Origin of the sequence: Brevibacillus sp. NRRL NRS-603 (assembly GCF_003013445.1) — a bacterium.
Taxonomy (GTDB): Bacteria; Bacillota; Bacilli; order Brevibacillales; family Brevibacillaceae; genus Brevibacillus; species Brevibacillus formosus.
In genome coordinates this window covers 79,867-100,530 of the sequence record NZ_PXZN01000010.1, presented here as the reverse complement: position 1 = coordinate 100,530, position 20,664 = coordinate 79,867, and the positions used below count along the sequence as shown (strand labels likewise).

The following is a 20,664-nucleotide window of genomic DNA, read 5'->3' as shown; positions in this document are numbered from 1 at the left end:
GGTAAATTTTTCTAGGAAGCGAGGCGAGTTTTTTGTCTTTGCGAAAAATTCGAGGAATGAGTATGTCCATTGTGTTCGCATTGCTTATCATGACAGGATCCGACTTCGCGCAAGCAACTTCCACGGACAGTCGGATTGCTCAGACTGGCCCATCCCATACGACAAGCCAAACGACAAAGGAATGGAAGCAAAAGGAATTGCCTTACGACTACGCGGCGATGAAAGAAGACGTGGTCATTCAGCTAAACGATGCTCCACAGCTCCGCTCTCCTCGAAGAACAGTCGTAGGACCTGCACCACAGGCGTACACCCTCTTTTTTAAAGAAGCCGTGAACCGTGGGACAGTCGAAGAGGCCATACGAAAAAATGCCCAGAAAGAGACCAAAGAAGAGGACTTAGGTTTCGTGGAGCCGATTTTTACGTTTCACTGGGTGCACGATCGTCAACTGCAATTGCTGGCTACCCTTCCTGATACGCTTGCCAAGGACAGAAGCTGGACAGAATATGTGGTAAACGTAGCAGGAGCGAAGACGGTAAAGGGAACCGTATTTGACGATACGAATGATTTCTCGGCGGTGGTGTTTGCTCCGTCTCAGATTTGGCGAGTTTCAGTCGATGGCAAGGTGAGAGAAAAAATGACGGACTTTGCCGTCAGGACTCCCATGAAGTTTATCGACCCTGAGGAACGGTATGTGCTACTGGAGCGATTTACAGAATATTGCGAGTGCGATGCACGTTTTCCCATGCTGTATTCGATTTATGACACACAGTCAAAAGAGCTGACGGCTTATCCAGTGGAGCTCACTGACAACTATAGCGGTGCAGGCGACTTCATGGCAGATCGTCGCGGCTTCTTTTTCGCTCATCCACCGAAAGGGACAGAAGTACCGAAAAGCGAGTTTGCCATTCGTGTCAAGGTAGATGGATACGTACACGGAGCCAGCTTTAGCCATGATCGCAAGCATGTATTGATGGCAGTAGGCAAGACCGAACAGAAAAAGGACCTCGATTTGGTCGTGTATGATTTGGCGACTGGAAAAGAACAGCGCCTCTCTGGTGTCATCAAAGGATGGGTTCCAACAGACGAGATGAATGGGCAAGTCCAGCCCGTCAGTTTTATGGATGATGGACGTTACGCGACGTTTGAAATGAGAACAGAGGAAGATAGCTTTGAAGAGCTTCGTCAACGCTTCGATTGGCAGTCAGGCAAGGTGATCAGCTGGAATCCACCGGTTCCCAAAGAAGCGTGGTCTGGCTATATCCAGTCGACGGATGGCGCCTATCAGATGTATTGGAATGCAGGGGTGTTTAAGGGCGACGTCAAACTGATGGAAATGAAGCCAGAAGCGATATGGATTCCAGGCACTCACCATTTGGTTTATATCGATTGGGAAAAAGCTGAACAAGGAGCGGAGTCCGTGTCGTCGCTCTTCCTGTTCGATGCTGATCGTAAGCAACAATCTGTGCTGGTGAAAGGACTGCCAGCAAGTGTATCGATTTTGGGAGCTAGCAACGACGGAAAATGGCTGTATGTCACGACTCCAGACACATTTGCCCCCTAGGCGTCATATTCCGTTGCCAGCATCGATAAAACGATCAAGGATTCGTAAGTATCGCCCGATTTCAGGCAATCGCGCAAGGTACCCTCAATGTGAAACCCTTCCGATAGGTAAAGGCTGCGGGCGCGGTCGTTCGTTTCTTTTACATCCAGCCAGAGTCGATGGGCCTTTTGTTCGATGAATGCCCAATGCTTGATTTGACGCAGGATGTTGCGACCGTAGCCCTTTCCCTTCACTGCGATTGTAATACGCATAAGTTCAATACTTTGATGAGGATTGGTCAGCCCGGCGATGATGACGTAGCCGACGGGGTGGCCTGTTTCTTTTTTTTCGGCAATCATATGGAGGATGTCCGGGTCGCCAAGAGCGTTGTGGTGCCGAACTTCGCTCCACGGAATAATGAACGGGGTATTCTCTGGCGCATTTTCTACTTCGTATACGAATGGAATGTCTGCCGGTGTAGTTCGGCGCAAGTGGATGGTCATGCGTGTATCTCCTCTTCTATTTAACATTGGCTTACCATGATCAGATTGTCGTCGGGATCGCGGAAGTTGAACCAGTGGCCATGCTGGATCGGAACGACGACCTCGACTCCGCTCTCTTTGAGAAAGGCATAAGAGGCTTCGATATCCTGTGTGTTGAAATGAAACAAGGGGGCATCATCTGTGATGCGCTTCGGAAAGATTTTGCTGTCCAGAACAAGCGTCAGTCCGCCCTGCAAGGGAATGCAGTATATATGCCCGAACATAATTTCACCGTCTGCGGGAGTGCCCCAGAGACGGCAGTACCAGTCGCGTGCGCGCTCGATGTCGCTGACGGCTACAAAAATAGCTCCGATTTGGGGGAGCAGAGGAGAAGTCGTTGTCATTGTGACAGAGCTCCTTTCATTGGTGTTTTTTACAAGGTCGACCCGTCATCATCGTGCACGAAATGTCGGATCGCCCGATTTTGCATCTGCTATTCTGAGGGGGAAAGGGAGGTCATTACCATGGATTTGCTTGCAAAGCTGAATGAGGCTCTGGACTACATCGAAGACAATTTGACGAGCGAGATTGACTATAAAGAAATCGCTCGGGTGGCTTGCTGCTCCGAGTATCACTTCAAAAGGATGTTTTCTTTTCTCGCTGGTGTTCCACTATCCGAGTACATCCGGCGTCGGCGCATTACTCTTGCAGCTTTTGAGCTTGCGGACAGCAACGAGCGGGTCATTGACATTGCGATCAAATACGGATACGGATCGGCTGATTCCTTTGCCAGAGCTTTTCAGAATGTGCATGGAATCACTCCGACAGAAGCCAGACACAGCGGCCAATCCTTGAAGGCTTATCCGCGAATGACCTTTCATCTATCCATTAAAGGAGGCAGTGCCATGAACTACCGTATGGAAGAAAAAGAGGCATTTCGCATTGTGGGTCTGAAAAAAAGAGTTCCGTTGATTTATCGTGGAGTCAATCCAGAGATTGCGGCTATGTGGGCTTCATTAGATATGGAGACGATTCAGCAGCTGAAGTCACTATCCGATGTCGAACCACTTGGACTGATCAGTGCGTCCACGAATTTTTCAGAAGGTCGGCTGGAATATGGAGAGCTCGATCACTATATCGGCGTAGCCACTGCAAAGGCTTGTCCAGACAACATGGCAGCACTCGAGGTTCCTGCTTCCACCTGGGCGGTCTTCGAAGCAGTGGGTCCTTTTCCTGATACGCTGCAAGATGTCTGGGCTCGGATTTATTCGGAATGGTTTTTATCCTCCGGTTATGAACAGGCTGAGGGTCCAGAGATTTTGTGGAACGAAAATAAAGACACCTCATCACCAGCCTTCCGAAGCCAAATTTGGATTCCTGTCGTGAAAAAGTAACCCTTTATTGGATTCGCTCTCGTTGGCGTAACACCTACCGACGTGTGCTCATCCGGGAAGAAATAATTACCAACTTTTTTTTGCGCGAGACAGGCATAAAACCGAACATTTGTTTGCTATAATAAGAACAAAGCAACAAGGGAACATAAGTTCTTATTTAGGGGATGATCGTGTGTCCAATGCGAACAAGCGGATCGTGTTTTTGATCGACATGCAGAGCTTTTATGCCAGTATCGAGAAAGGGGCCAATCCAGAGCTGCGAAACAAGCCGATTGTCGTCGCGGGTGATCCAGAGCGGCGCAGCGGAGTCGTGCTGGCAGCGTGTCCGATTGCCAAGTCATATGGAGTGGTCGCGGCCGAAGCACTGTGGCAGGCGCAGCAAAAGTGTCGCCAGCTCGTTGTTGTTCGTCCGCGCATGGAGATGTACATTCGCATCTCCATGCAAATCACCCGCATATTCGAGGCATTTACTGACAAGGTGGAGCCGTACTCGATCGACGAGCAGTTTCTCGACGTGACAGGCAGCGTCCACCTGTTTGGTGATCCGTTGCAGATGGCTGCACAGATTCGGCAGCGTGTCTGGATGGAGACAGGAATCAACTGCCGGGTAGGTATCGGGGAGAACAAGGTACTGGCCAAGATGGCCTGCGACAATTTCGCCAAGAAACGGGAAGAAGGCGTTTTTTGGCTCAAGCGGGAAACGTTAGCGGATACGCTCTGGAAGCTTCCGATTGAAAAGCTGTTCGGGGTAGGCTCACGCATGAAGCGTCATTTTCATCGGATGGGTGTCTATCAGATCGGGCAGCTTGCAGATATGAGGCCAGCCATCCTCACCCGGCATTGGGGAGTAAACGGAGAAGTGCTGTGGCGCACGGCCCACGGAATCGACGATTCACCCGTGGCTTTGGATTCCTATGATTCACAAAAAGGGATCGGTCATCACATGACGTTGCCTCGGGATTACCATACAGCAGCGGAAATCAAAGTGGTGCTTTTAGAACTGTGCGAAGAAGTGTGCCGTCGGGCGAGGAAAAAGGAGCTGATGGGCTCCGTTCTGTCTGTGGGCTGTCGTGGAGCCGATTTGGCTGCTGGAACGGGCTTTGGACGGCAGATGAAGCTCGCGGAACAGACGAATGATGCCATGACTTTGTACGAAGCGGCCTGCTTTCTGTTTGACCGTCACTGGCAGGAAACGCCCGTCCGCAGTATCGGGGTCAATCTAGGGCAGCTTGTCCCTGACAACGTGGTGCAACTCAATCTGTTCACGGACAATCACAAGCGGCGTTCGTTGGCACAAGCCATGGATGATATCCGGACCCGATACGGTCAGGACGCCATCCTGCGAGCCGCCTCTGTGTTGGAAGCGGGACAGGCGAAAGAGCGCGCACGTAAGATCGGAGGACACTACAAGTGACAGAGCCGATGGTGTCTGACGAGCAGGAATTGATACGCCAGTATATTTTATTTGGCATTTTGTTTCGGGCGGTCATGGCCGATCTGGGGCAGATGCGGATTGTGCCGCTGAAGTTTTCTTATCAGATGATGTTCGATGAGCTCTCGCGATGGGCGGAGCGGCAGCATCACCAGCTGCGCCGCATCTTACGGCAGCGAGGTTGCACAGTCGTCAGCTCACGACGTCAGGGACATATGTATGTCGTCCACTATCGACAACGCGGGTACGTGCGAGAAGCGATCTATACGATTGAGGTATTGCGGGCAGAGTGTCAGGAGCTCGTCCATTTGTGGACCCGATATGAACAGCGAGGAGAGAACAAGCAATGAGGGAAAAACGCGTGTCCAAAAAGGAAAATGTATTCGTGGCCAGCCGGTTTGTGCTGCCGGAGCATCGGGAAATGTATTTGCGCATCAAGGAAGAAGAGCGCCGCTATGTACCACCCGAGCTGGATCAGGAGCAGCTCAGCGCCTTGAGCGAGCTGGTATGGCAGGCGTTCCAGACAGAGAGCATCCTGACGCTGACCTATTATGACGGGCGAGAGCCGCGCCGCCTGTCTGCCCGCATTATCCATATTGATCAAGCGGCGAGACGCCTCAAGCTTCGGGCAGGCTCTGAGATTCACTGGGTTCCTTTTGCCCGACTGCTGCATGTGGAGCTGGCAGCGGTTTTCTAGGCGCTCCAATACATGAGCCCCTGTCCAGTCGGGAACCCTTTGACAAACATCCAAAGGAGTGTAACGAATTGGAAAGGACAGGGAAACTGGTTTTGGCTGCCTTGCTCGCAATGACCTCAGGCTGTACGGTTTCGCAGGAGGATAGGGAACAATCCCAGCTTTCCGTTCCGCACGCACGCATGCAGCAGGAGAAGACGCCATCCTCTTTAGACACGGAACAGAAAGCGAGACCATCGAAAATGATTCTGGACGTTCCGATCATCAGCCAGAAACCAGAACTGAAATATGGATGCGAGGTAACGAGCTTGGCGATGTTGCTCCAATATGCGGGTCAAAACGTAGATAAGCAGCTGTTGGGCGAGCAGGTCAAAAAAGATCCGGAGCCATTAGTACAAATAAACGGTGACATCAAAGAATGGGGAGATCCGAATAAAGGGTTTGTCGGAGACATTACTGGGGCTCGCAAAGGGTTTGCTGTTTACAATAAGCCATTGGAAGAGTTGCTGCGACGTTATATGGGCGAACGGACGGTCAATTTGACGGGAGGGTCGTATCAGGCTCTCATGGATAGTGTTGCAGCCGGGCATCCTGTCGTCATCTGGACTACCGGGGATTTCAGATTGCCTACGGAATGGGAGAGCTGGTATAAGGACGGGAAAAAAGTGGTCGCTCCTTTTGATGAACATGCGGTTCTTCTGGTCGGATATGACGAAAAATACGCCAATGTCAATGATCCGCTTACCGGAGTCAAACAGCGGCGGGTGCCCCACACCTCCATGAAAACGAGCTGGGAAGCACTGGGTAAACAGGCCCTCAGCTATCTATAATGAAAAAAAGGGCGCCTTTGAAAAAGGCAAGTCGCAAAAAACAGCGTGCCGCGTTGAAACGGTGTGTGCGAAGAAGATGTGAGATTCCTGAAACGAAAAGCGGTCAAAAACAACCGTTTTTCGTCTTTTTTTGGCTTACACGGATTTTGCCAGAAGGGAGGTTTCCCTGTATTGTTAGATTATCTTTTGAAGCATATATTTGACGGATAGGACAAAGGAGATTTTGCATGCTAGCACAAGAAATGGGTGTCATATTCACTAAGCACGCCGATCAAATTACTTCCAAGCGTTGGGGAGAATTCATGCAACAATTGGAGGAAAAAGGCCTGTACGTGCTCATTGAGACAGACACGATCGGAAGAGTGATGAGTCCATTGGGCGGATTGATGCCCATGCCGTGTAAAAGTGAGACGCTCCATATTGTGACAGCTGATGAGCTGGAGCAGCGCGGCCTGCCGCTCGGTCACCACATCGTAACCAAAGCGAAAGAAAAAGTAGCCCAATCATAATTGAAAAAACCAACGCAACCTTTCCTGTGGGAGCTAGCCTCCAAGTGGGAAAGGTTTTTTGTTGTAAAAATACTCCGGCTAGGGGCAAGATCTATCCGGCAATCGGCGGTAGAGGGCAGAAGGTCACCTTATGATAAGGGGTAGGACAAAAGAAGCAAGCAGGAGAGAGGAGAACAGGAATGACGACAATGGAGAGCAAAGAGGGAATGCAGCCCAAAAAAGGCGTGCGTCGCTTGCTGGAGATTGCGGATGAGAAGCGCGGATTGCTCGTCATCTCGGCAATATTGTCTTCCTTGAGCGCAATATGTATGCTGGTGCCTTATGCATCCGTCTACTTCATTTTACGCGAGCTGTTAACGCATGCAGCGTCTCCCGCTATGGCAGACGGGGCATACATGATTCAGTGGGGAGTTATTGCGCTTTTGGGACTCGTGGGAAGTCTGGTCATGATGTATGCAGGCGGGATGGTGTCTCATATCGCAGCGTTTCGCATTTTATACGGAATGCGGGTCAAATTGGCTTCGCATATCGGCCGCTTGCCGCTTGGCTGGCTCAACGGAACATCTACCGGTGCCGTCAAAAAAACATTGGAGCAAAATGTGGAAAAGGTCGAGACGTTTGTAGCGCATCAGCTTCCGGATTTGGTGCATGTAATCGTGACGACGGTGCTCATGGTCGGCGTGATGTTTTACTTGAACGTCTGGTTGGCGCTGGCCTGCGTCGTGCCGATCATACTGGGACTAATTGTGCAGATCATTACCTTTTCCGGGGCGAAAACGAAAGAAAATATCAAGAGGTACTACGATTCGCTAGAACGGATGAACGGATCTGCGGTCCAGTATGTACGTGGAATGCCAGCGATCAAGGTATTCGGGCAGACGGTTCATTCCTTCCGGCGCTTTTATGCGGATATGATCACCTATCGGGACTATTGCGTCAAGCATACGGATGATTTTCAAAACGGATTTTTGGTGTTTAAGGTGATTCTCAGTTCATTTGCGGCCTTCATTCTCCCGGTAGGGGTGTTCATGCTGAGTCAAGATCCGCAAAATGTTGCGTTTGCGTCTGTTCTGCTGTTTTTCCTCGTAATGGCGCCAGGTGTATCTGCCCCGATGTTTAAGCTCTTGTTTTTGACATCAACCCTGCGTGAGATTGGCGAGGGAGTGGAGCGGATGGATCGGATTTTGGCAGAGCAGCCCGTTGCCGAACCGCTGAGCTCCCAGCGCCCACAGAGCTTTGATGTCGCATTTGAAAACGTCTCTTTTTCTTATGCAGCAGAGGGGAAAACAGGAGGCGAGGCACTTTCTCGCCTATCTTTTTTGGCAAAGCACGGGCAGGTGACAGCTCTGGTCGGACCGTCTGGTGCAGGGAAGTCTACGGTAGCAAATCTCATTCCGAGATTTTGGGATGTGTCGGAGGGAGCGATTCGCATTGGTCAGATAGATGTCCGGGAGATATCGAGCACCGATTTGATGAACACCGTAGCATTCGTCTTTCAGGATACGTTTTTGTTTTACGACACGGTTTACAACAACATTGCTATCGGCTTGCCAGATGCAACGCCAGAGGCGGTCTATGCAGCGGCGAAGGCAGCCCAGTGCCATGAATTTATTCAAAAGCTCCCGCAAGGCTATGACACCCTGATCGGAGAAGGGGGAGTCTACTTGTCCGGGGGAGAAGAACAGCGTGTGGCGGTCGCACGGGCGATTCTGAAAAACGCACCGATTCTTGTCCTCGACGAGGCGACTGCCTTTGCTGATCCTGAAAATGAGTATGAGATGCAACTGGCTCTGGCAGGGCTGATGAAGGGCAAAACCGTCATTGTTATCGCGCATCGTCTGTCAACGATTCGGGATGCAGATCAAATTTTGGTGCTGGAAAAAGGGAAGCTGGTCGAACGAGGCAAGCATCAATCATTGGTAGAGGCAAATGGGCTATATGCCCGGATGTGGAAGGCTTACACCAATGCGCAAGACTGGCAAATGGGCGAAGGAAAGGGGAGTGTTGATGAAGATGAGTATGCTGAACAATATCACAGCAGGTAAACCAAGGGCGCTAATCAAACCCGTTATTTACACGACACTTGCCAACCTTGCGCAAATAGTGCCGTTTGCCTTGCTCGTGGAGGCTGCCCGATTGATTTTTGAGCCGTTTGCCCAGCCAGGTGCCCTATTGAACATCGAGCGACTCTGGTGGGTATGCGGATGGATGGCAGTCTCGTTGCTCCTTTTGTTTCTATGTGAAATTCCAGCATATCGTACGCAGTTTCGCGGCGCCTACAGCACGGCAGCAGAAGGGCGAACCAAGCTCGCAGAGCACCTTCGAAGGCTGTCACTCGGTTACTTGAACAAAAGAGACCCAGGGGATTTGGCCAATATGATGATGGGAGATTTCACGATGGTGGAGCACGGGATTTCCCATCTCGTACCGCAAATGCTGGGGGCGATAATCATGCCTGTCATGGCGATCGTAGGTCTTTCTTTCATGGATTGGCGCATGGCGCTGGCCCTATTTGCTGCGTTCCCTATAGCGATTCTCTTGGTGCTGATGACATCGGGACTTCAACGCAGGCTCGGAGCGACGCATATGCGGGCAAAAATTGACGCCGCCAATCGCTTCCAGGAATATTTGAACGGCATTCGCGTCATCAAGGCGTACAATTTGACCGGCGAACGCTTTGTACGGCTGGAGCAAGCCTTTCGCGAGTTCATGCGGCAGAGTATACGAATCGAAGGCCTGCTGGGACCGATTGTGCTCGCCGCCATTGCTTTTATCAGAGCTGGTCTCACGCTTATGGTCATGGTCGGCGTGTATTTGCTCGTAGCGGGTAGCATAGACCTGATCACGTTTGTCATGTTTCTGCTGGTTGGAACACGCATCTTTGATCCATTGACAGCTGCACTCGTCAACTATGCGGAATTCCGTTACCACGAGCAGGCGGGGGAGCGGATTGTCCAGTTGTTGGCGGAGCCGATCATGACGGGCGAGCAGCAACCGCCTGCGGAAAACGACGTGAAGCTTGCAGGCGTCTCTTTTGGCTATCTCGAAAAAAATGTCCTGAACAACGTGAGCATGCACATGCCAGTCGGTTCATTTACAGCGTTGGTCGGGCCGTCCGGCAGTGGAAAAAGCACCGTGATGCGGCTGATTGCCAGATTTTATGACCCGTCGCAAGGCACTGTTCTGCTGGGCAATCAACCACTTGTTGAAATGGACCCAGAGGCACTCCTCTCCCGCGTGTCGATGGTGTTTCAGGACGTGTATTTATTCCAGGACACGATTGCAAACAACATTCGCTTCGGAAAAAGGGATGCGACCCAAGCTGAGGTCGAGGAGACGGCCAAGCAAGCGTGCTGTCATGATTTTATCATGAAGCTGCCCGATGGCTACGATACGCTCGTAGGAGAAGGGGGCAGCACGCTGTCAGGCGGCGAGAAACAGCGTATTTCCATTGCCCGAGCGATCTTGAAAAATGCGCCGATCATTCTCTTGGATGAAGCAACAGCCTCACTAGACCCCGAGAATGAGGCGCAAATTCAGAAAGCGATCGATACGCTTATCGAGGGAAGAACGGTTATTGCCATTGCTCATCGCCTGAAAACCATCCGTAATGCTGACAACATCTATGTGCTGGAAAATGGCACGGTCGTCGAATCGGGACAACATGATGAGCTTGTGAAGAAAAACGGCTTGTATGCACGGCTGTGGAAGCTACAACAAGCGACAGGCGGTTGGAGACTGTCTTCATAAATCAGTGCCAAAACCCGCTAGGCAAGTCAGCCGAAGCGGGTTTTGTTATGGGGGCGCTCTTCGTTCAGTTGTCTGTTTTTTTAGCAGCAGGGACGTGACGGAATAGCTTGGTCATGCACACCCACGCGATGAGCGGGCCGATTCCGATACACAAAATCAACCAGTTCAGTGTAAGAGGAGAGACACTCAAGGACGTTACCAGCAGAAAGATCAGAATCCCCACCAGCCGACCAACGTCCAGAGCGAACTCTCGGAGCACGACATACTCGACCCGATTGCGTGCGCTCTCTTCGTTAGTGCCAATCAGATCAAAAATCGTGGAGAGCATGGGTACAGAAAACAGCGGATAAGCGATGGACACGGCAATCCCGAAAATAAGCAGTGTCGTAAAGCTCACCTGCCAAAAAAATACGAAGAGAATCCCCCACATGATGACAGAACCAGTGAGCATTCCCCACTTGCGATAGCGAGGAGAGAACCATTTGGCGATCAAGAAGTAGCTCACAAGTCCGACGGCAGATGTAGTTAACCAGTAATTGCCGAGAGTCATCTCGCTTCTCGTGGAAATGTAGACGAGTAGACCGATCACAAAGCCGAATACGCCCTCGCGCAGTCCTTGACCAGCCAAAGCGCCTGCCGCCCAGCGCCACTCGGGCTCCTCTCGCAAACAACGCAAGGAAAAGCTCCAGGCATACGTCCCTTCCGATTGGCGCTTTTTCAGAAAAAAGCTGATGAATACGCCGACGACAAATAGCGCAAGAGAGATCCCGAAAATAAGGGAGTAGCCGTTGTTGCCCGGTAGCCGCGTAATGAGCAACCCCGATATCCATGGAGCGAGCATGCCGCCAAGTGAAGCAAGCAACCCTGCCCAACTGTTGAAAAGGTCGCGGTTATCAGCATTCGTGATTTCGAAGTACACCACATTAAAGGAAAGCCAGAAAAAACCACTCGCCATACCCTGAACGAGCCCAAGCGGTACGGCGTAAGAGACAGCTTTGGGACCTGCCAGAAGAACGAGCAAATAAAAAAGGGCAGAAACGGCCATGCCAGCACGCAGGACATTCATTTTGTTCAGACGCTTCACGTACCAGCCAGCAAGCCAGAAGGTCAGAGCACCCGCGAGATGGGCGGCAAAAGTAAACCAAGCGATCGGAGCAAATTGACTTTTTACCTTCCACAAATAAACGTTTACAAACGTGCCAGACAGGGCGCCGGCGGCAATGAACACAGCGTTGACCAGGAGCAGCAGCTTGGCTTGGTTGTCCAGACGACCTGACGGCTTTTGCTGAGAAGGCTCCTGGCGCGACATTTTCAGACCAGAGGACTCCTGAACTTGAAGGAAGGGTGGAAGGCGTTTTTTTGTTTTTTGTTGCATACGTTCCCTCCGCGCAAAAATAGGACATGAACATAACGTGCCCTACCGCTGTCGCTTTCAACAGGGAAGTGTGTAAACACCATGTTTTCCCAAATGGAAAGCGAAGGTCGCAATTTTTTGAACGTTATTTCATTTCAGGGAGGAAAACGACTAGCAGCAAACAAATTAAGAGAGGATAGGCATACGAAAATACAGAAGCGAACAGAAAAGAGGTTACGAGATGGCGACAACTATTTTCAGGAACGGACGCATTTACACAGGAGATTCCAGGCATTTGTTCGTACAAGCGCTGGTCGTTCGAGATGGAATTGTGCATGACTTGGGCAGCGATACGGACATGCTTCTTCAATACGGAGGTACAGATGCAACGATCATTGATCTGCAAGGATATACCGCTACACCGGGATTGATTGACAGCCACCTGCACTTGGGATGGCTCGGTCTCACCTTTTTGCAGCTGGATTTGAGCAAAGCTCGCTCCAAGGACGAGATGCTGTTTCTCTTGAAAGAAAAAGCGCAAGCCACACCAGAAAATACGTGGATACAGGGATACGGCTGGGATGAGAATTTGTTCGCGGATGGTGGCGGCATTCCTGCCATCGAAGAGCTAGATCAAGCTGCACCACATTGCCCGATTCTTCTGGCACGAATATGTGGTCATGCAAATTTGGTAAACAGCAAGGCATTGGAGCTATGCGGCTATCATCGTGACATGGAGGTGCCTGCGGGGGGAGTTATTGTACATGATCCTGTGAGCGGAAAGCCAACGGGTATGCTATTAGAAACTGCCTCCAACCTGATTACGAAGCATATTCCAAGACCTGACTACGATCAGTTAAAGCAAAGCCTGCGCAGCTCGATTCGCTATGCAATGGCGCATGGATTGACAGGAGCACATACGGAGGATTTGCGCGAATTGGGCGGACTTGCGCAAACGTATCGGCTCTATGATGAGCTCATCAATGGCGAAGAGCTTGCACTGCGCAGCAATCTGCTTGTCTACTATCCGCATATGCATGAGCTGCGCGACTTAAACATGACGGCAGGTTATGGCAACGCTCATGTGCAAATCGGTGCGGTGAAAATTTTTGCAGATGGGGCATTAGGACGCAGGACGGCTTACCTGTCAGCTCCGTACGCTGACGATCCGAGCACGAGCGGTTATCCCGTGCATGAGCAAGACGAGCTGACAGAGCTGGTTCGACAAGCACGTGGACTCGGGATGCCCATAGCCGTACACACCATTGGCGACAAAGCACTGGAAATGGTGCTGGACAGCTTGGATCAGTTCCCGGCAGTCGCCTATCGGGATCGCCTCATACACACACAAATCTTGCGGCCGGACCTGCTGGACCGCTTGAAGCATCCTCATCGGATCGCAGATATCCAACCGCGTTTTCTCGCAGGAGACTTCCCATGGGTGATGGATCGAGTAGGACAGGAGCGGATTCAACACTCGTACATCTGGAAGACGATGATGGATTATGGAATCATTTGCGCTGCGGGCTCGGATACACCAGTAGAACCCATCGATCCTCTGTTGGGGATACACGCAGCCGTCACGCGCAAAGCACCGGGAGAAACCCACGAAGGGTACTTCCCGCAAGAAAAGCTGACGATGGAGGAAGCGATTCATCTGTTTACATTGGGCAGTGCACAGGTGACGAACGAGGATCATGTCAAAGGCACGTTGTCTCGTGGAAAATATGCGGATATGACAGTCTATTCCAAAGACCTGTTTACTATCGATCCAGACGAGCTGCTCTCGACAAAGGTCATGATGACCATCATTGGCGGGAAAGTTTGCTACACGTCTTGAAAACATAGCCCGCAAATCAGAGCAGCGGCTGTCTGGACAAGAAAGCAAAGTCCTGGACGCCGCTGTTTTCTGAAACGATCTACTGTTAAGACATACTTGCCAGATGCTTTTCAAGACGATCCATGGTCTGTTCGGCACCTGGGACGGCATATGTGTTCACCTTATTGAACACAGCGGCCGTTTCTTCAAAAACGGTGCGATAAGTGAGTTTGGTCTAACCCATACGCAAAACCCGACTCAGGATAAGTGAGTCGGGTTTTTTGTCAGCTGCTTTCCGCGCAGCAAGCTCTTCACATCGATTTCTGCAATCAGCACACTGATCAAAACGAGACCTGCGCCTATGTACCCGCGAACAGACAGTGTTTCGCCTGTGACCAAGAAGGCAAACAGGGCAGCAAAGACTGGCTCCAAGGAAAAAATAACACCCGTGTGTGTGGCGGTCGTATATTTTTGGGCTACCGTTTGAACGACAAAGCCTATTGCGCTGCATAATACACTAAGGGCGAGAACGGCGATCCAAGCCTCTGTAGTCTGCGGCAATGTGGGAGTCTCCAGTGCAAATGAAAAAACAATGCCCAGCAGCGCGGTAAAGCCAAGCTGGTAAATCCCCAACTGAATCGTATCCGATTGGTTGGCCCATCTGCCTGTTACGGTAATATGTGTAGCGTAAAAGAGGGCGCCAGCGATGCACAAAAGGTCTCCTTGGCTGATGCGCAATTCAGCGCTTAGTGTGAGCAGGCCGATGCCGATCATGGCCAGTCCTGCGCCGACGAAGACTCTTTTTTCCGGACGATTTCTCAAAAGAATAGATAAGAGCGGAACAAAGATAACGGTCAAGCTAACGAGAAAGCCTGCCTGGGAAGCTGTCGTTGATTTCACTCCGTTCGTGATGGTGGCAAAAACCCCGAAAAGGAGCGCACCGAGTACGAATGCATGATGCAATGTTTTTCGATTCGTGCCACGCAAGCGTTTATGGAACAAGGCGGCTGCCAGTAGAAAAGCAATGCCAAAGCGGATGCCGATCAGATTGAAAGTCTCCAGATCCTTCAACCCCATCTGCATAAACACATACGACGTTCCCCAAAACAGGGTGACCAAAATCATAGCCAAATCGGCTTTCACTTGCGGTTTCATGATGGAATAAGCCTCCTAGCCCGGGAAAAAGCGGGTCCTGATCAGTGTTGCGCCATAAACAGTATACGAGTATCGTTTAAATAAGAAAAATGAATGTTTGTGATGATTTTTATGAATCAGATTCATGTAAAGGGGACAAAGAAGGGTGAGCTTGAACAAGTTTGAGGTAGTGATCACCGTTATTGAGTCGGGCAGCTTAACCAAAGCTGGAGAAATACTAGGTCTAACACAATCAGCGATCAGCCATGCGATTGCGAGTTTGGAGCGGGAGTTTGGCTTCACTCTTTTGAGCAGAGGACGGTCAGGTATTAGCCTCACAAGCAATGGGGAGCGACTGCTTCCATTCATGCGCGAGACCTTGCGCTGTCATGAGCGGATGAAACAAGAGGTGTTTGCCATCAATGGGTTGGAGGTTGGGACGGTGAGAATTGGAACGTTCACGAGTGTATCCACACAATGGCTTCCGGGAATCCTCAAGCGGTTCCAAGACCAGTATCCGGCGATCGAGATTAAACTGATGGAAGGGTATTACGATGGAATTGAGAGCTGGATTCAAACGGGAGAGATTGATTTCGGCTTCGTCTCCTTGCCGACAACAGAGGATTTGGAATGTATTCCTTTGAAAAAGGATCAGATGTATTTGCTGGTGACAGAGGAACACCCGCTCTACAAAGAGGAGCGGGTGCATGTGAGCCGATTAGCCGAAGAGACATTTATCATGCCAAAGACGGGCTGTGACAATGATATACAGCGCTTGCTGGCCCAGTATCAGATTGAACCGCGAGTCAAATATGAGGTGGGAGATGATCACGCGATTATTGCGATGGTGCAAAATGGGCTCGGGATCAGCATCCTTCCAGAAATGATTTTGTTCCGCTTGCCTGCAAATATCCGGATGATCCCGCTTGAAGGGGAGCATTACCGTTCGCTCGGAGTGGCAGCAACCTCTTTTTCCAAGCAGTCACCGGCTGCCAAACGCTTCTTGCAGTTTGTAACCGATTGGGTGAATGAGCAGCAAGCGTAATTCAGACAGACAAATCTCTCCTGACTTCCTTCGCCAGCGGCTGCTTTCGGACAAAGGGCAGGTACAACAAGAAAAACAACGCAATTGCTACTCCTTCCAACGAAACGATGTACCACGGATACGGGCCTAAAAAGTCAATCAGACTGGGATTGTCCGGTTTGCGCGAGACAAATAAGTAATTTCCGCCCGTCCATTGGTTGACGAAAAGTGCGACGAGCAAGAGCAGGTTTAAAAAGCCCATTGTTTTCCAAATAGAACGGACAGTCGGGCGGTAGCCTTCTACCCACGTCATGTACAGGCAAGCAAGGACGATTCCCGCGTGGGCTACAAAAAAATGCACAAAGCGAAAATGCGGAAATGGATAAAACAATTCGGGGGTAAGCAATGCCTGCATAGCGCCGCCAATCCCGGCAAAAAACGTAATCTCATACAGCCCGTAGCTTCTCGTCATTAGCATCACGGCAGAAAGCAGGAGGGTCACGCTACACAGCTGCAAGGGCAATGTGTAAGCAGCCGTCCAGCTGCCGGTATAAACATGCCAAAGCTGATAACAAACCTCTGACAAAAGCAAGACACCAGCAAGCGCGTAACGAGTGGCGAGTCGATTTGCCGGGGCTTGGAGCTTTTGCCGAAATAAATAGGTGAGCACGACCAGACAGAGTACAAGAATCAAGGTGATAACGTGAGAAGGGGAAAACAGCCGAAACGGCTCCCCTGTCAAGACAAGTGAAAAATAGGATGAGGTCATGATGATCTCCTCTTTGTTTATTATTTTTTATATTTGAAAATTCACGAAATTTTAACAGATAGCTATATGTATGATATAAATCTTTGGTTATAATATAAATAGACTACGTTACATCATTGAGAGGAGATATAGTCTTGAACTTGGTGCTCACGGAAAAAACATGCAAGTCTTGTCAGGCTCGCTTGACTGAGTATGAAATCGAGAACAATGGTGCACTCTGCATGGAATGCTTCAAGGAAGAACAAGGCGAGTAATAGTAACAGCAAGGCATACGGCAACTGACTGTCTACTGCTATCTAATAATAGACCCTTTCAATCAGGCCCTCTCTTTTTCATAGAGAGGGTCTGATTTTTATTAGGCCTTATTCCGGGAGCGGAATGATGAGTTCCATTCTTCGGCTGCCGTCTTTCATGCTAGTTTCAAACAAGATCAGTGTCAGTGTGCTGTTCGGCTCTGCTTTTTTCACTTTCAGTGTATGGGTAAAATCTCCCCAATCAGGAGCGGCGGTCGTAGCCTGCACAAAACCTTGCGTTAGCTCGTTATGACCATCTTCTACGACATAATTGAGTACAGCTTCGAACACGCGCGCCTGTCCCTTGATTTCAAACGTGTCCTGGCCGGTTTTCTTCACAGTGACATTGCGGAAAATGTCATTGGCATAGACATTCTCCTGTTGAGCTGGTTGTTCCGTTGTTGGCTTCTCAGGCGTTGTAGGTGGCTGCGTGGTTGTGGGCGGCTCAGAAGCAGGTGTCTCGGGCTTTGCTGAAACGGGTGGCTTCTGTTGTTCTGTTGGAGTGGAAGGGCTATCTGTGCCACTCGTGCATCCTTGCAGCAAGCCGATCGTCAACAGCAGCAAAAGCATTTTTTTCATGGTATCCCTCGATTCTGTCTGGTATGAGATGGTACCTACAAATAATAAGACGTAAAAACAAATAATAGTGTTTCAGGTGGATGAGTCTTCCTGCGTAAAACTGTGGTAGAATGGAGGGGAAGTAGCAACCATTATTCCTAGAAGGCTGGTCTGATAAGAATGGAACAACAGACGTTTCGAGTGGAAAAAGACTTTCTTGGCGAGAAGCAAATTCCAGTAGATGCTTATTATGGCGTGCAAACGATGCGAGCAACGGAAAACTTCCCAATCACCGGGTATCGTCTTCATTTTTCCCTCATCAATGCAATGGCAATGGTAAAAAAAGCAGCTGCGATGGCAAATATGGAAGTTTCCAGATTGAATCCGCGGTTAGGAAATGCGATTGTTGCTGCGGCGGAAGAAATCATGCAAGGAAAATGGCATGATCAATTTATCGTCGATCCGATCCAGGGCGGAGCAGGTACTTCTATTAATATGAATGCCAACGAAGTGATCGCGAACCGCGGTCTTGAGATGCTTGGTGAGAAAAAAGGCGATTATTTCCACTTGAGCCCAAATACACATGTCAACATGTCTCAGTCTACCAATGATGCTTTCCCGACAGCGATTCATATTGCTACACTCACCCTGTTGGAAAAGCTGCTCGTGACGATGGATAAGATGCATGATGCATTTGGCCAAAAAGCAAAAGAATTCGATGATGTCATTAAAATGGGCAGAACGCATTTGCAGGATGCGGTTCCGATTCGCTTGGGTCAAGAATTCGAAGCATACCGTCGAGTGCTTGAGCGCGACATCAAGCGTATTAAGCAATCTCGTCAGCATTTGTACGAAGTGAATATGGGAGCGACTGCGGTAGGAACGGGTTTGAATGCTGACCCTCGCTACATTACAACAGTAGTCAAGCATCTTGCCGATATCACAGGCTTCCCGTTGACAGGTGCAGAGCATCTCGTGGATGCTACACAAAACACAGATGCGTATACAGAAGTATCAGCCGCACTGAAGGTTTGCATGATGAATATGTCTAAAATCGCGAATGACTTGCGTTTGATGGCATCAGGACCTCGAGCTGGACTGGGAGAAATCTCCTTGCCAGCACGTCAGCCAGGCTCCTCGATTATGCCAGGAAAAGTCAATCCTGTCATGGCAGAACTCATCAACCAAGTAGCGTTTCAGGTCATCGGAAACGACCACACCATTTGTTTGGCATCGGAGGCAGGTCAGCTAGAACTGAACGTTATGGAGCCTGTGCTTGTCTTCAACTTGCTGCAATCGATCAGCATTATGGACAATGCATTCGATGTCTTTACGCGTCACTGCTTGGAAGGAATCGAAGCAAACCGCGAGCGCATGAAAGAATACGTAGAAAAAAGCGTAGGCGTCATCACTGCGGTGAATCCTCATCTCGGATATGAGACGGCTGCACGCATTGCCCGCGAAGCTATTTTGACAGGAAAGTCTGTACGTGAGCTGTGCTTGCAACACAATGTACTGACAGAAGAAGAACTGGATATGATTCTCGATCCATTTGAAATGACGCATCCAGGTATTGCTGGAGCATCCTTGCTGGATCGCGACTAAACCAAAAACTCCCGCGCTTTGCACATGCGAAGCAGCGGGAGTTTTTGCTTGCAAAAGGAAGGACTTGCGCTACTTTTTCGGAAGCTGATCCAAGCTCTTGAATTCATAGCCTTGCTTGCGTGCTTCATCGATCATCATCCCGAGAGCCTCTGCATTGTCTTTGGAGACAGAATGGAGCAGAATAACAGCGCCGGGATGCAATTGGGCCATCACGCTATCATAGGCATATTTTGCCCCACGCTGGACTTTGGTATCCCAATCTTTGTAGGCGACCGACCAAAAAACATTGGTATAGCCTAAATCTTTGGTTACAGCAAGGGTGCGATCACTGAAAATCCCTCTAGGAGGTCGCAAGTAACGCATGTTACCTTGTCCGGTCACTTGCTGGACCGCATCGCTTACTTTCGTCAGTTCATCTTTGATTTTTTGATTCGATACGGTCGTCATATCGGGATGGCTCCAGGAATGGTTGCCGATCAGATGTCCCTCTTGTGCCATTCGCTTTAACAACTCGGGCTGCTCCTTCACAAAATGACCTGTCACAAAGAAAATGGCAGGGACTTTTTTGGCGAGAAGTGTGTCTAAAATCTTTGGCGTAAAGCCATTCTCATAACCGTTATCAAACGTCAAGTAAAGCTCTTTTTTCGTGGTATCCCCTAAAAAAACCGCGCCATGCCGATCCACAATGCCTTTAAAACCTTCCTCATTGATAGAGGGTAGCTGTCCATTCTTGCTCTTTTTAAATCCAAAATGGTACGGGTGATCTGGTGAGGCCATAATCGAGTCAACTGGCAACGCACTTGTAAGCAGCAAGCTAATCCCGATCAACAAGCTTTTGATCCATCGTCTGTTCAATAACGAGCTCTCCCTTCCGAAGCGAATTCATGATGTAGGCAAGTCGATTTCCTCAAAAGTTTGTCCAGTCTACTTCCAAATATGTAAACGTTACGTAGGCAACAGTAGCTTGTTAGGTGCATGCGTAACTGCAAGGGCAAGGTGTGTAAAAATCTACTGTGTAGTAGGGGACAACTGTCCATACATGAAAAAGAAACTCTTCATATAGTATCAATGTCGACAGTAAAGCTGTTGGCAAATACTGCCAAGAGATCATCTATACCCAGGAGGTGTGGCTAACATGGACGAATGGTTGGAGCAATTACGTCGGGCGCTCGGTGAAGGTGCAGAAGAAATGGAAGTAAAAATCGAATACGAGGATGGTACTACGAAAAAATTATACTTTGGCAATAATGACGACGATGAAGATGATGAAGAAGACGAAGAAGAAGACTATGCTGGAGAAGATTCCGATGACGAAGATTCCGATGACGAAGATTCCGATGACGAAGATTCTGACGACGAAGATTCAGATGAAGCCTAATTGATTTTTATGGGTGGGGAAAAGATACGCTTTCATGCGTATCTTTTTTCAGTTGTATTCTGTAATATTAAACATATTTCAAGATGAGGATGGAACAG

General features: G+C 49.7%; 20 protein-coding genes and 1 pseudogene. 13 read left to right on the top strand and 8 right to left on the bottom strand.

Annotated elements, in window-relative coordinates:
* The first annotated feature begins 62 nt into the window (after positions 1–62).
* Entirely contained in the window at positions 63–1,562 is a 1,500-nt protein-coding gene (locus C7R94_RS05935) for a hypothetical protein (protein WP_106779071.1), read from the top strand.
* On the opposite strand, the gene C7R94_RS05930 is transcribed toward C7R94_RS05935, so the two are convergent.
* Positions 1,559–2,044: a GNAT family N-acetyltransferase gene (locus C7R94_RS05930; protein WP_106779026.1), complete on the bottom strand. Its 486-nt coding sequence runs from the start codon at positions 2,042–2,044 to the stop codon at positions 1,559–1,561. The two genes, C7R94_RS05935 and C7R94_RS05930, sit on opposite strands and share 4 nt — an antisense overlap.
* Positions 2,045–2,064: 20 nt before the next feature.
* Positions 2,065–2,427, bottom strand: coding sequence for a VOC family protein (locus tag C7R94_RS05925; protein ID WP_106779024.1), 363 nt, complete (start codon positions 2,425–2,427; stop codon positions 2,065–2,067).
* Between the two features lie 120 nt (positions 2,428–2,547).
* On the opposite strand from C7R94_RS05925, the gene C7R94_RS05920 reads away from it, so the two are divergent.
* The 8 genes from C7R94_RS05920 (at position 2,548) to C7R94_RS05885 (ending at position 10,632) form a co-directional block, all read left to right on the top strand.
* A complete protein-coding gene (locus C7R94_RS05920; protein WP_106779021.1) occupies positions 2,548–3,417 on the top strand; it encodes an AraC family transcriptional regulator in 870 nt (289 codons plus the stop codon).
* Between the two features lie 172 nt (positions 3,418–3,589).
* Complete coding sequence (locus tag C7R94_RS05915; protein ID WP_106779018.1) at positions 3,590–4,831, top strand: DNA polymerase IV; 1,242 nt, start codon at positions 3,590–3,592, stop codon at positions 4,829–4,831.
* Positions 4,828–5,199: a YhjD family protein gene (locus tag C7R94_RS05910; protein ID WP_047068143.1), complete on the top strand. Its 372-nt coding sequence runs from the start codon at positions 4,828–4,830 to the stop codon at positions 5,197–5,199. The genes C7R94_RS05915 and C7R94_RS05910 overlap by 4 nt, the downstream gene beginning before the upstream one ends.
* On the top strand, positions 5,196–5,546 hold the full coding sequence (locus C7R94_RS05905; protein ID WP_106779015.1) for a YolD-like family protein: 351 nt from the start codon (positions 5,196–5,198) through the stop codon (positions 5,544–5,546). The genes C7R94_RS05910 and C7R94_RS05905 overlap by 4 nt, the downstream gene beginning before the upstream one ends.
* Positions 5,547–5,656: 110 nt before the next feature.
* Positions 5,657–6,373 (top strand): C39 family peptidase, encoded by a 717-nt coding sequence (locus tag C7R94_RS05900; RefSeq protein ID WP_106779069.1) that lies wholly within the window; start codon positions 5,657–5,659, stop codon positions 6,371–6,373.
* Between the two features lie 227 nt (positions 6,374–6,600).
* Positions 6,601–6,882, top strand: coding sequence for a hypothetical protein (locus tag C7R94_RS05895; RefSeq protein ID WP_047068137.1), 282 nt, complete (start codon positions 6,601–6,603; stop codon positions 6,880–6,882).
* Positions 6,883–7,088: 206 nt separating this feature from the next.
* The gene (locus tag C7R94_RS05890; protein WP_199197920.1) at positions 7,089–8,927 is read left to right on the top strand and encodes an ABC transporter ATP-binding protein; all 1,839 of its coding nucleotides are present in this window, start codon (positions 7,089–7,091) and stop codon (positions 8,925–8,927) included.
* Positions 8,896–10,632, top strand: a complete 1,737-nt coding sequence (locus tag C7R94_RS05885) for an ABC transporter ATP-binding protein (RefSeq protein ID WP_106779066.1) — start codon at positions 8,896–8,898, stop codon at positions 10,630–10,632. The genes C7R94_RS05890 and C7R94_RS05885 overlap by 32 nt, the downstream gene beginning before the upstream one ends.
* 64 nt (positions 10,633–10,696) lie before the next feature.
* Here C7R94_RS05885 and C7R94_RS05880 read toward each other — a convergent pair whose 3' ends face one another.
* Positions 10,697–12,007 carry an MFS transporter gene (locus C7R94_RS05880; protein ID WP_106779011.1) on the bottom strand — a complete coding sequence of 437 codons (1,311 nt, stop codon included), beginning with the start codon at positions 12,005–12,007 and terminating at the stop codon, positions 10,697–10,699.
* A gap of 220 nt (positions 12,008–12,227) precedes the next feature.
* Here C7R94_RS05880 and C7R94_RS05875 point away from each other — a divergent pair, with 220 nt between their 5' ends.
* Positions 12,228–13,826, top strand: coding sequence for an amidohydrolase (locus C7R94_RS05875; protein ID WP_106779009.1), 1,599 nt, complete (start codon positions 12,228–12,230; stop codon positions 13,824–13,826).
* A gap of 85 nt (positions 13,827–13,911) precedes the next feature.
* Here C7R94_RS05875 and C7R94_RS30520 read toward each other — a convergent pair.
* A pseudogene (locus C7R94_RS30520) lies at positions 13,912–14,040 on the bottom strand (polyketide cyclase); the annotation flags it as partial.
* A 23-nt stretch (positions 14,041–14,063) separates the two neighbouring features.
* Positions 14,064–14,960, bottom strand: a complete 897-nt coding sequence (locus C7R94_RS05865) for a DMT family transporter (protein WP_106779006.1) — start codon at positions 14,958–14,960, stop codon at positions 14,064–14,066.
* A 145-nt stretch (positions 14,961–15,105) separates the two neighbouring features.
* On the opposite strand from C7R94_RS05865, the gene C7R94_RS05860 reads away from it, so the two are divergent.
* Positions 15,106–15,984: a LysR family transcriptional regulator gene (locus tag C7R94_RS05860; protein ID WP_106779003.1), complete on the top strand. Its 879-nt coding sequence runs from the start codon at positions 15,106–15,108 to the stop codon at positions 15,982–15,984.
* A gap of 1 nt (position 15,985) precedes the next feature.
* On the opposite strand, the gene C7R94_RS05855 is transcribed toward C7R94_RS05860, so the two are convergent.
* Together C7R94_RS05855 and C7R94_RS05850 are read right to left on the bottom strand one after the other, a co-directional pair.
* Positions 15,986–16,732, bottom strand: a complete 747-nt coding sequence (locus tag C7R94_RS05855; protein WP_106779001.1) for a YwaF family protein — start codon at positions 16,730–16,732, stop codon at positions 15,986–15,988.
* 362 nt (positions 16,733–17,094) lie between these two features.
* Positions 17,095–17,604 carry a Gmad2 immunoglobulin-like domain-containing protein gene (locus C7R94_RS05850; RefSeq protein ID WP_106778998.1) on the bottom strand — a complete coding sequence of 170 codons (510 nt, stop codon included), beginning with the start codon at positions 17,602–17,604 and terminating at the stop codon, positions 17,095–17,097.
* A gap of 159 nt (positions 17,605–17,763) precedes the next feature.
* Here C7R94_RS05850 and aspA point away from each other — a divergent pair, with 159 nt between their 5' ends.
* Complete coding sequence (aspA, locus tag C7R94_RS05845) at positions 17,764–19,188, top strand: aspartate ammonia-lyase (protein ID WP_369834979.1); 1,425 nt, start codon at positions 17,764–17,766, stop codon at positions 19,186–19,188.
* Between the two features lie 69 nt (positions 19,189–19,257).
* On the opposite strand, the gene pdaA is transcribed toward aspA, so the two are convergent.
* The gene (pdaA, locus tag C7R94_RS05840) at positions 19,258–20,043 is read right to left on the bottom strand and encodes a delta-lactam-biosynthetic de-N-acetylase (protein WP_106778993.1); all 786 of its coding nucleotides are present in this window, start codon (positions 20,041–20,043) and stop codon (positions 19,258–19,260) included.
* 280 nt (positions 20,044–20,323) lie between these two features.
* Between pdaA and C7R94_RS29975 the strand changes: the two genes are divergently transcribed.
* Positions 20,324–20,566, top strand: coding sequence for a DNA primase (locus tag C7R94_RS29975; protein ID WP_158264654.1), 243 nt, complete (start codon positions 20,324–20,326; stop codon positions 20,564–20,566).
* The last annotated feature ends 98 nt before the right edge of the window (positions 20,567–20,664 follow it).